This is a genomic window from Microbacterium sp. Bi128 (assembly GCF_918698205.1).
In genome coordinates, this window is the sequence record NZ_CAKKMM010000114.1 from 1 (window position 1) to 10981 (window position 10981).

Annotated in this window: 6 protein-coding genes; 1 reads left to right on the forward strand and 5 read right to left on the reverse strand. The window is 69.8% G+C overall.

The features are described from left to right. Window positions 1-26: 26 nt before the first annotated feature. From LQV45_RS10555 to LQV45_RS10575, 5 genes are read right to left on the reverse strand one after another with little or no spacing between them, the layout of a single operon-like run. Window positions 27-1061, reverse strand: a complete 1035-nt coding sequence (locus tag LQV45_RS10555) for a LacI family DNA-binding transcriptional regulator (protein ID WP_230006972.1) — start codon at window positions 1059-1061, stop codon at window positions 27-29. Between the two features lie 29 nt (window positions 1062-1090). Continuing rightward, window positions 1091-1966, reverse strand: a complete 876-nt coding sequence (locus LQV45_RS10560) for a carbohydrate ABC transporter permease (protein WP_230006973.1) — start codon at window positions 1964-1966, stop codon at window positions 1091-1093. Next, on the reverse strand, window positions 1963-2901 hold the full coding sequence (locus LQV45_RS10565) for a carbohydrate ABC transporter permease (RefSeq protein WP_230006974.1): 939 nt from the start codon (window positions 2899-2901) through the stop codon (window positions 1963-1965). The genes LQV45_RS10560 and LQV45_RS10565 overlap by 4 nt, the downstream gene beginning before the upstream one ends. Window positions 2902-2956: 55 nt before the next feature. Next, window positions 2957-4276, reverse strand: a complete 1320-nt coding sequence (locus tag LQV45_RS10570; RefSeq protein ID WP_230006975.1) for an ABC transporter substrate-binding protein — start codon at window positions 4274-4276, stop codon at window positions 2957-2959. A 23-nt stretch (window positions 4277-4299) separates the two neighbouring features. After that, window positions 4300-6462, reverse strand: coding sequence for a glycoside hydrolase family 36 protein (locus LQV45_RS10575; RefSeq protein ID WP_230006976.1), 2163 nt, complete (start codon window positions 6460-6462; stop codon window positions 4300-4302). Between the two features lie 188 nt (window positions 6463-6650). Here LQV45_RS10575 and LQV45_RS10580 point away from each other — a divergent pair, with 188 nt between their 5' ends. Further along, the gene (locus LQV45_RS10580) at window positions 6651-10937 is read left to right on the forward strand and encodes a LamG-like jellyroll fold domain-containing protein (protein WP_230006977.1); all 4287 of its coding nucleotides are present in this window, start codon (window positions 6651-6653) and stop codon (window positions 10935-10937) included. The last annotated feature ends 44 nt before the right edge of the window (window positions 10938-10981 follow it).

Sequence of the window (10981 nt, forward strand, 5' to 3'; positions counted from 1 at the left end):
GGGAAAGAGGGCTTGAAACCTGCGGATCAGCCGATGCGCCGCACCGAGGCGGTGGGGCGGGGCGGGGTCGTACTCTCGCGCACGATGAGTTGTGGTCGTTCCGATGAGAACCGGCGACCGGTCTCACCGGCGATCTCGTTGAGCAGGAGCTGCAGCCCGCGCCGACCGAGGCCGGCGAAATCCTGGTCGACCGTCGTGAGCGGGGGAGACCAGAGCGCCGCGAGCGGGTGGTCGTCGAATCCGGCGACCGAGATGTCGTCCGGCACACGGAGACCGGATGCCGTGATCCCACGGACGACGCCCATCGCGATCTCGTCGTTGCCGCAGAACACCGCGGTGACGGTTGGGTCTTCGGCGAGCCGACGGCCGATCTCGACACCCGAACGCGGGTCCCACGTCGCGTCGCTCAGCGGTGGGACGATCGCCCCTCGGCGCTTCAGCGCGCGTCGCCAGCCGGTCGTGCGCCCGTCCTCCCGGCGGGACGGCGGCACGCGCACGTGGTGGACGGTCGCGTGCCCGAGGTCGAGCAGGTGGTCGGTGAGCTCCTCGGCGGCCCGCGTCTCGTCGAGCACCGCTTGACGCAGCCCGGGCTCACGGACGCCCGAGAGCGCGACCACGGGGAGGGAGGCAGGGATGCGGCGGAGCGCCGCGACTCCGGGAGGGTCGAACTTCAGGACGCAGACCCCGGCGAGCGGCTGCGAGAGCGTCGCCGCGATCGCGCGGTCGATCTCGTCGTCGTCCGTGCTCTCGACGACGGTGATCATTACGGTGTAGTCCTCGGCCCGCGCCGCTTCCTCGATCCCGCGGATCGTCTCGGCGTAGCCGTACTGCGAGGTGTCGCCCGCGATGACCGCGATCACCTGCGCCTTGCGCGATGCCAGCACGCGGGCGGCGGCGCTGGGCCGGAACCCGAGCGCGGCGATGGCCGCGTCGACGGCCTCGCGCTTGGCGGCGCTCACCTTCGCCGCTCCGGTGAGCACGCGCGACACCGTCGGCACCGACACGCCGGCCCGCGCCGCCACGTCGGCGATCGTCGCCGGTTTCGTGCGGGAAGGGTCCATTGCGCTCCGTCTGTGCGCGGCGCCGGCCGTCACTTGACGGCGCCGCTGGTGATGCCCGAGATGATCTTGCGCTGCGCCACCATGAACGTGATCAGCAGCGGCAGGCTCATCAGGATGATGTACGCGAAGATCAGATGCCAATTCTGAAGGTAAAGACCCGCGCTGGCCACCTGATACAGGTTCAGCGGGAGCGTGTCGAGCCGGCCGCCCACGACGAACAGGGCGTAGAAGACGTCGTTCCAGATGTACAGGCAGATGAGGATCGTCGCCGTCGCGAGGACCGGCATCAGGAGCGGCAGGATGATCTTGGTGAACACCCGCACCGGTGACGCGCCGTCGACCCGGGCGGCTTCCTCGAGTTCCACCGGGATCGTCCGGACGAATCCGGTCACGAAGAAGATGACCGTCGACATGTACATGCCCATGTAGACCCCGATCATGCCGACCGGTGTGCCGGCGAGACCGAGCTGACGCAGCAGCAGCACGATCGTCACGACGGCCGGGGGCAGCACGATCCCGCTGATGGCGACGGCGTAGACGAACGCCAGCCCCCTCGAGCTCCGCCGGCCGAGGATCCAGGCCGCCATCGATCCGAGGATGAGCACGCCGAGCACCGCGGGCACCATCACGAGCACGCTGCCGCCGAACGCGGCAATCATGCGGCCGTCCGAGATGACGGTCGCGAAGTTGTCGAACAGGTGCCATTCGGTGGGCAGGGCCAGAGAGGGGACGAACGCCTCCCCCTGCGTCTTGGAGGCGGTGAGGATCGTCAGCAGGAACGGGATGCCGAGGAGGAGAACCGCCACCGCGACCGCGGCGATCGGCTGAATGACTCGACCGATCGGGGAACGGCGCCGGGGCAGCCGTCGGGAGCGGCCCGTCGTCAGGGTCATGGTCTCGGTCACAGCACGTCCTCCCGCTTGCGCAGAAAACGGATCACGGGGAAGGCCAGGACAGCGACCACGAGGAAGAGTACGAGGCTCATCGTCGTGGCCTGGGCGAACAGTCCCTGGCCGAAGGTCCGGAAGATGAAGATGTTCAGCAGTTCGGTGGTGCCGCCCGGGCCGCCGGCGGTCGTCGCCTGCACGATGTCGAAGCCGTTCATCGACCCGAGCAGGGCGGTGGCGACATTGAAGGTCACCGCGGGGGCGAGCAGCGGGAAGCGGATCGCGCGGAACGTCGTCCACCACCCCGCACCGTCGAGGCGCGCGGCCTCGAGCACGTCGTCGTTGATCGTCTTGAGCCCGGCGAGGTAGATGAGCATCGAGAGACCCATCCACTTCCACGCGTGGATGAGGGCGACGACCAGGATCGTCCACGTCGTGCTGCCCAACCACGCGACGTCGATGTTCTGCCCGGTCACGGCGCTCAGGATGCCGTTGAGCGCGCCGTCGGGCTTGAGCATGGCCTGGAAGATGTAGCCGACGGCGAGCGCCGACATGATGACCGGCACGAAGAAGGCCACCCGCAGCGCCCGGTTCGTCCGCGTGTCGCGCTCGAGGAGGAGGGCGAGTCCCAGGCCGAAGAGGTTCTGGAAGATCGCCACCAGGACGGCGTAGATCAGCGTCACGGACAGGGCGTTGACGAGCGAGCCGTTGGAGAAGAGCGAGACGAAGTTGTCGGTGCCGATGAAGTCGATCGAGCTCTTGAAGCTCGACCAGTTCGTGAAGGCGTAGACGAAGTTGAAGACGGTGGGAACGGCGAAGAACACCACCAGCACCGCCAGCGCGGGGATCAGGAACCACAGGGGATGGTCCTTCTTGTGTCGACCGCGCGCGGTGGGGCGCGTCGAACGCGGCGGAGGCGTCACCGTGCGGGGACGCTCGAGGGTCGATGTCATGGGGTCGTTCCTCCCGGGAAGGGGGCGCCGGGACGGATCCCGGCGCCCCGAGGACTCAGAAGCCGGGGGCTCCGATGGCCTTCGCCAGCTCCGCGAACTGCTTCTGCGTGGCTTCGGCGACCTGCGTAGGCGTCTTGGTGCCCTGGATCATGTCACCCAGGTTGAGGTACAGGTCGGGGTTCGCGACCGCCAGCGCCTGCATCGATCCGACCGCGTCGCCGAGCGACGCGCTGACGTCGAGCAGCGCCTCGGGGACCTCGGTGGAGGACTTCACCGCGCTCTGCAGCGACACGGTCTTCTGGGCCTGGACGAAGTCCGCGTAGCCGTCACCGAGCCAGTACGACAGCAACTGGCGCGCCGCGGCCTCGCGCGTGGCATCCCCGGTCCGGAACGCGACCAGCGCGTTGGACTGGTCGGGGATGAAGGTGCCGACGTTGCCCGAAGGCGAGATGGGGAAGAACCCGATCTTCTCGTTGAGTTCCTTCGTGTCGGCGAGCGACTGCAGCTGGCCGAAGAACGAGTTCACCTGGACGGCCATCGCGGCCTCACCGGAGAGAAGCGCGGGACCCTGGTCCTCGAAGGTCGCCGTGGTGAGGTTCGCGTTGAACAGGCCCTCCTGGATCAGGCCCTGGTACGTGTCGATCGCTCCCTGGATGGTGGGGTCGGTGAACTTCTCCTTGTTCGCGTTCACGCGGTCCCACAGGCCGTCCTTCGCGGCGTCGGCGAGCTGTACCTGCACCCACCACTGCGTGGCCCACGGGGTTCCGCCGCCGAAGTCGAAGAACGGGGTGACACCGCCCGCCTTCAGCGTGCGGGCCGCGGCGAGGAACTCGTCCCAGTTGCCGGGGGTCTGGGTGATGCCCGCCTTCGCGAACACCTCCTTGTTGTAATAGACGCCTTCGACGGCCGGGGTGGTGATGAGGGCGGCGTAGCGCGTGCCGTTCAGGATGCCGGTGATGTCCTTCAGGTCGGGCGTGTACGCGTCGACGAACGGGGCGCCGTCCAGCGGCTGCAGGTTGGTCGACGCGTTCAGCGCCGTCAGCTGCGAGGCGGTCGGCTGCCAGAAGGCCAGGTCGGGCTTGTCTCCCGTGGCGACCTTGGTCTGCACGCTCTGCTCATAGGGGTCGGGGATGGTCACGACGTCGACCTTGGCCCCGGTGGCGGCCTCGAATCCCTTGACGACGCTGTCGGGGACCTTGTTCGAGTTCTGGGCTGCCCAGATGGTGAGGGTCGTGCCGTCGAGCTTGGTGTCCTGGGCGGGCCAGTCCGTCGGGCCTGCGGCGCCACCACCCCCGGCTCCCGGGTCCGAGCAGCTGGCGAGGGCGAGGGCGGCCACGGCCGTGAGGGCCGTAGCGGCGAAGAACCGCTTCTTCATTGAATTGCTCCTTGTTGGTGTGATCAGTCTGATCCGGTGCGAGCGCCCTCGTCGACCGAAGTCGGTCGGGTCGAGAGGCGGAGGGTACGGGCGGAGATACGGGCATCGCCGGCGCGTACGTGCAGGGTTCCCGTCGTGGCATCCCATTCGGTGCGCCAGGAAGGGAGGTCCAGGGGGAAGACCGGGGTCACCTCGATGTCGTGGCCGACGAGGTGGGGGAAGGACAGGGATGCCAGGTCGTCGCCGCCGCGCCGCCAGAGCGAGACCAGATCTCCGTCCGGACCGCGCAGATCGAGGGAGACCCACGGGTCCTCCCAGGCGGGGAGCCCCAGCGGCCAGTGCGGGTGCGCGGAGGCGATCTCCCCCCGAAGGCGCTTCGCCACGGAGATGGCGTCGGCGACACGCGCGCGCTGAGCGGGAGTCATCCGGTTGAGGTGTCCTGAGACGTAGAACCGGCCCAGCATCCCCGTGATGAGGCAGAACGCCGACTCCTCGGCATCCATCTCGGGCTGCGGGTAGGCCCAGCTCGCGGCCTGCTCGGGGAGGATCGCCATGGGCGCCGCCGCGGCGATCGGGGGGTACTTGCGGAAGTCCTGCTGGTCGGAGGTCGACTGCATCGCCAACCGCGACAGCATCGCGTAGTCCATGCGCATCGCGCCCGAGCTGCAGTTCTCGATGACGAGGCTCGGATGCCGATCGAGCACGCCGTCCAGCCACTCCAGCACCGCGCGGTTGTGGCCGAGCAGTCCGTCGCCGACGCTGTCGGCATCCAGGTCGGTCCCGGGGCCGGGGTTGATGTTGTAGTCCATCTTGAAGAAGCCGAGGCCGAAGTCGGCCACCAGCCGATCGATGACACCGTCGAGGTGCGCGCGGGCGGCGGGGTGCCGCAGGTCGAGGTGGAAGCGGTCGTGCTCGACGACGCGCTCGCCGTGGCGCTGCAGGAACGCCTCGGCCGGCAGCCGATCGGCGAGGGGGCTCCGGATGCCGACGACCTCGGGCTCGAGCCACAGCCCGGCGACCATGCCTTCGGCGCGGATGGCGTCGATGACCTCGTGCAGCCCGCCGGGGAAACGGGTGGTCGAGGGCAGCCATTCGCCCACGGAGTCCCACCAGTGTCCGGAGTCGTCGTACCAGCCGGCGTCGATGCAGAAGACCTCGGCGCCCACCTCGGCCGCGGCGCGGATCAGCGGCAGGAGCTTCTCGGTCGTCGGGTCGCCGTCGAGGGTGTTCATGTAGTCGTTGAAGACGACCGGCATCGCGGTGTTGTCGGGGTGCGGGCGTCGTGTCGCGCGGCGATGGTCGGTCAACGCCGACACCGCGCCGGTGGCATCCGGGGCGAAGGCGACGGTGACCGGCACGCTCGCGAAGGACTCGGCGGGGCCCAGCACGCGGGTCCAGGCCGAGTCGGCGTCGGTGGGGCCGGACAGGGCCAGGTAGCCCCCCGCCGTGTCCTCGCCGATCTCCCAGCGCCAGGCGCCGTTGTGCTCGATCTGCCACGCGAGGGCGAGACCCGTCGTGCGGGACTCCAGTGCGCCCACGGGCAGCGCGTGCGCCGTCGACCACGTCCCTGTCGACACGGCGGTGAGCGCGCCGCGCGGGTTGTGTCCGGTCAGGTGCTCGGCGAGGGGCACGAAGTCGGGGCCGCGCAGAGGAGTGCGCGTCCACCGCCCTTCGCCGAGCCAATCGCTCTCGCCGGTCACCCGCTGCCAGTCCGAGAGTGCGTCGTCGGTCGCGCCGGGGTCGGTGAATCCGGCCGCCCAGGACGCGACCGACCGCAGGACGACGTGACCGGTGCCGACGTTGGTGAGGGCGACGGTGCTGGAGACCGCCGCGACGCCGTCGCGGGCGACGAGCGTGAGGCATGCCTCGAGGTCTCCCGAGCGCTGCCGGATGACGAGGGTGTGCACGCCGTCGTGGACGGTCTCGGTGTGGTCGACGTACCGCATCCGCAGCCCGTGCTCGGTGTGCACGAGGCGTCCGGAGGCGGGCCGGTGGCCGGCGTCGGCGGTGAGGATCTCGACGAACGGGATGCGATGGATCGGCAGCGTGCGACCGGCGACGCGGACCGCGTTGCAGGCCACGGGCGCGTCGTCGTCCCACTGGAACGTCAGCGCCACCACATCGGTGCCCCACTCGAGGTGCGGGGTGGGCGCCGCGTCGGTGGGCGCGGGGTGCATCGTCGTCATTCGTGTCTCCGTCGTGTCGAACGAGAGGGACGCTAACTGATTCTGAAAGCGTTATCAAGACGTATGTGAAAGCGATATCAGAATCTGCCCGCAAAGCTTGTGTCGCGGGAGCCCACCTCCTATGCTCCCGATCTGAAAGCGCTATCACGATGAGATGCGCCCGTCCCGTCACTCAACGCCGAGGAAACATGAGACACCACACCCCTCCCCCGCGCCGCGTCACAGCGGCCGTCGCCGCCTGCGTGACCGTTCCCCTGGTCGTCGGTCTCGTCGGCGCTCCCACCGCGTTCGCCGCCCCCGACGATCCGCTGCCCCGCCCCATCGTCGAGTACACCTTCGACGGGGACGCCACCGCCTCCGTGATCGCGAACGAGGGGTCCAAGGGTGCCGCGTTCGACGCGCGCGTCCGCAACGCCGCATCCCTCGCGCGGGGCACCGGACCGACCTCGGATGCCGGCGCGTCCGGGCTCTTCCCCGGTGCGGCCCAGGGATCCTCGAGTTCGGCCAGCCCGTACCTGGACATTCCCGCCGGACTCTTCGACGGCGTGAACGCTCTCACGGTGTCGACCTGGATCAAGTGGGACGGCAAGAACTCCGGCAACCTGCCGTGGGCCTACATCGTCGGTAGCGACGCATTGCCCCACGACAACTGGGGCCTGTACTACGTGCCGAACGAAGGCGGCCAGTCCAAGGCTGTCGCCAACTCCGGCAGTGAGGTGAAGGCCGTGTCGCCCGTGCCTCTGACCGCGGGCACCTGGGCCCAGATCACGTCGGTCGCCGACGGGCAGACGCTGTCATACTACATCAACGGTGAACTCGTCCGGCGGGAGGCGGCCGCGGTCGACTTCGCGAAGCTCGCCGCGGACTCGAGCACCCGGTCCGGACTGATCGGTCGAGTGCCGTGGGCCCCGCAGTGGGCGGCCCTGTTCGGCGGCGAGTTCGACGACTTCTCGATCTACGACGTCGCGCTCAGCGCCGACGAGGTCGCCCGGAACTTCGCCGACACCGCGGGGCCCATCACGGCGGTGGACCAGATGTCGTGGCAGGTGCAGACCACGGCGGGTCAGGCGCCCGTGCTGCCGGCACGTGTCGGGGTGACGCGCGAGTCCGGACTCACGTCGGACGCGGCCGTGCGATGGAACCCGGTGCGCGCCGCACAGTACGCGGAGCCGGGCACGTTCGCCGTGAAGGGCGTGATCGAGGGGACGGACCGCTCCGTCACCGCGACCGTCTCGGTGGGGGAGCGGCCCACCGAGGAGATCGTCGCCGATCTCAGCCGTCGGACGGGCGACTTCCGCGGGGGCGCCTCCGGCACGCTCTACGGCCTGGGTGACGAGCAGTCGCCGACTCAGGCGCTGGTCAACGGCGCGGCGATGACGAACGTGTCGCAGAAGCCCCCGTTCGGCACCCAGCACCCGGGCGGCGACGCGTTCAACATCGAGAAGACGTTCTTCGACAAGCACGGCGAAGACCTCTACATCTACACGCAGGACTACTACCCCGACTGGCCCTACAACCGCGGCGTCCGCCCCGGCGACGATCGGACCTACGTCCGCGATGCCGCGGGGAAGCTCACGTCGGAGTGGACTCCCGGCGGCAACGGGCTGTGGGACTACCTCGAGGTTCTCGAGATCGTCACGGAGGCCGTCGCCACCGGAGCGGACGACCCCGAGAAGTACACCTTCATCCCCTTCAACGAGCTCGACCTGCAGTGGCTGAACACCGACGACCGCTACAACCGCTACATGCAGCAGGGTGGGCAGCCCGACAGCTTCACCCCCGGCGGCGCGACCGACTGGGCCGCGGCCTGGAAGGTCATCACCGACGTGTACGCCACGCACGGGCTCAGCCGTCCCCGCATCGCCGGACCCGGGGATGCCGCGTGGCGCGGCGAGGGCAACATCACGGCGTTCCTGCGGATGGCCATCGACACCGGCACCGTTCCCGATGTGTATGTGTGGCATGAGCTGCGCGGCTACCAGTGGATGCCGGAGCGTGCGAGCGCATTCCGCCAGTACGCGCGGGATCTGGGGATCGCCGAGGACGAGATCCCGCAGATCAACATCACCGAGTACGGCGCGAGCAACGACATGAGCTCTCCGGCGAACCTGCTGCGGTGGTTCGCCAGCTTCGAGGCGGCCAAGATCGATGCGCAGACGGCGTACTGGACGGCATCCGGAACCCTGTCCGACAACCAGGCGAAGGTCAACGCCGCCAACGGCGGATGGTGGATGTTCAAGTGGTACGGCGACCTGCAGGGTTCGCAGACGGCCGATGTGACGACGAACCGCGAGAAGGCGATCGCCGCCGTCGACGACGCGAACCGTCGTGCGCAGGTTATCGTCGGGGGAGTGGAGCAGGGTCACGACGGACTGCTCACGGTCCGCGGGCTCTCGAAGGACACCTTCGGTGACGCCGTCGACGTCGAAGTCCGCGAAGTGCTCGTCTCGGGCACCGATGGCATCGCCGACACACCTCGTGTCGTCGCCGCCTCCGACGACACCGCGGTGGCGGACGGCGCGATCCAGGTGCGCATCCCCTCGGCCAACGCCAGTGCCGCCTACCAGGTGGTGATCACGCCGGCGACCGATCGGGACGTGGAGGCCGACGCGGCGCAGCAGGCGCCGCACCAGTGGGCCGAGGCCGAGAACCTGGAGATCACGGGCGGCGCGGTGCGCTCGCAGCCCGGCGGCGGCTACCGCCTTTCGGGTGACCGCGACGTGACGGGTCTCACGGGTGCCGACGCTCGCCTGGACTGGCAGGTCGACGTGGCCGAGCCGGGGATGTACCGCTACACGGTGCTCGGCGCGACACCCGGTCGCGCCGCGCAGCACGCGCTCTTCGTCGACGGGGCGGATGCCGCCACCGTGCAGTACGGCGCCAACGCGATCAAGCCCGACAACGTGCGCGGCACGGCGCGTGGCACCGCCGAGGTGTACGTGCAGCTGGATGCCGGTACCCGCACGCTGAGCCTGCGCACCAGCCGCGACGGGCAGAACGTGCTTCCGGGCGCCGGTGCGGACGGCGGCGTCACCGTCGACCGTGTCGAGCTCACCCGCGTGGGCGACGACACCCACGCGCAGCACGTCGTCTATCCCGCCACGACCCTGCGTCTCGCCGGCGAGGCGAAGCTCGACGCCGGCGAGGTCTCGATCGGCGAGGGTGACCGCGTCGACCTCTACCCCTCCGCGAACGAGTCCGGATACTACGACGTCGAGGTCGACTGGCAGGGCTCCGACCTGGGGCTCACCGTGAACGGCCGCCTCGCGACGACGTTCACCGAGGGACAGAAGCGCGCCCGCATCCACCTCCCCGAGGGCATCAGCGAAATCGAGCTGCGCAGTAGCGGCGGGGCGCGCGTGAGCGCGGTCAGCACGACCCGCGCGGTCGAGGGCGACGCCGCGATCATCAAGGTCGAGGTGGAGGATGCCGCGAAGGCGACGCTCGGCGGAACTGCGGTGGTGAAGGGATTCGGGTCCGAGCTGACCAACGGCTCCGGCTCGGGGTACGTCGGCGGGCTCGGCATCACCGACGCCGTCGCGGAGAACCAGGGGACGCTGACGATCCCACGCGGTGCCGGATTCGACCGTGCCGGCGCGTACAACGCGATCGTGCACTACTCGAACGACGACATCGAGGGCCGCCACGACTACAACCCGCAGGTCGTCGACCTGGGGCTGCAGGCGCAGGAGGCCGGGCGCGACGGGCTGGTCGGACGTTCCACGTTCCGCTACACGTACACGCCGACCAACTTCTGGGAGGCGGTCATGCCGCTGAACCTGACCAGCGGTGACGGCGCGGTGACATTCGGCAACACGAAGCAGACGCTCGTGATCGACGAACGCACCAGCCAGCAGGACCAGGTCGTGCTGGACGGCTATGCCATCGCCCCCGATGTCGACTGGATCGCCTTCGCACCCCTCGTGCTCGAGACCGATGGCGCGGAGGTCGACGTCCCCGACGCCCCCGCTGCACCCGGAGTCGCCGTGGACGGTCGCAGCGTCCGGGTGACGTGGGAGGCGCCGGCCGCCCACGGCTCGGCGATCACCGGCTACGTCGTCTCGCTGGAGGGGCCGGACGGCCTCCGGCGCACCACGGAGGTCGGCGGGGACACCCTGTCCGCCGTCCTGGCCGACCTCGTGCCGGGGTCGTGGACCGCGCGGGTCGTCGCGGTCAACGGGGCCGGATCCTCCCCGGCATCCGCCCCTTCGCCGGTCTTCGTCATCGAGGTCGCATCCGGTGGCGGATCGACGCCGACGCCCACACCCTCCCCGACCGCTCCGGATGTCGGAACCGGCCCGGGAGCGGACGGATCGACGGGGTCGACCGGGGGTCGGCACAACGGTGCGGGCGGCCTCGCCTCGACCGGCGGCGCGGTCTCGCTGGCGGCGCTCCTGATCGGCGCCGCGGCTATCGGCACCGGTCTCGTGCTGCGGAACCGGAGACGTCGCTCGGCCCTCCACCCCGAGGATTGAACGAGGAGTGGGGGCGGGAGTCGGCCTGTGCGCCGACTCCCGCC

Coding starts and splice junctions, on each gene's coding strand:
- LQV45_RS10555 (WP_230006972.1), bottom strand. CDS start 1,061: ATGGACCCTTCCCGCACGAAACCGGCGACGATCGCCGACGTGGCGGCG.
- LQV45_RS10565 (WP_230006974.1), bottom strand. CDS start 2,901: ATGACATCGACCCTCGAGCGTCCCCGCACGGTGACGCCTCCGCCGCGT.
- LQV45_RS10570 (WP_230006975.1), bottom strand. CDS start 4,276: ATGAAGAAGCGGTTCTTCGCCGCTACGGCCCTCACGGCCGTGGCCGCC.
- LQV45_RS10575 (WP_230006976.1), bottom strand. CDS start 6,462: ATGACGACGATGCACCCCGCGCCCACCGACGCGGCGCCCACCCCGCAC.
- LQV45_RS10580 (WP_230006977.1), top strand. CDS start 6,651: ATGAGACACCACACCCCTCCCCCGCGCCGCGTCACAGCGGCCGTCGCC.